Raw genomic sequence first — 385 nt, forward strand, 5'->3', positions numbered from 1 at the left:
GAACAGGCCCGCCTTGAGGCCTTCCTCGCGCAGTTTGCGGATGGCGCTGCGGGCGATGCGGGCCATGGAGCCGAAGGCCACCACCACGAGCTCGGCGTCGTCGGTGTTCCAGCATTCGGCGCAGGCTTCGGCCTGCATGGCGGCGTACTTTTCCATGAGCAGGCGGTTGCGGGCGGCCAGGGCGCCTTCGGCCAGATACACGGACTTGAGCAGGCGGGGCTTGGCGCCGGGGCCGCGCTTGCCGTAGCCTTCCATGCGCCAGGGCGCGGCCAGTTCGGCCAGGGCCTCGGGGCTCAGGGCGTCGGCCGGGGGCTGACGGCGCACGGGTTCCTTGATCTGGGCCACGATGGCGTCGCCCAGCAGCATGACCGGGTTGGCGTACTTG

The 385-nt window shown here is 70.9% G+C and carries 1 pseudogene; it reads right to left on the reverse strand.

What is annotated here, in order from left to right:
* A pseudogene (locus JWG43_RS19300) lies at window positions 1-385 on the reverse strand (3-methyl-2-oxobutanoate dehydrogenase subunit beta); the annotation flags it as partial.

The sequence above is a fragment of the Desulfobulbus alkaliphilus genome, from assembly GCF_016918545.1.
In the GTDB taxonomy this organism is placed as follows: Bacteria; Desulfobacterota; Desulfobulbia; order Desulfobulbales; family Desulfobulbaceae; genus Desulfobulbus; species Desulfobulbus alkaliphilus.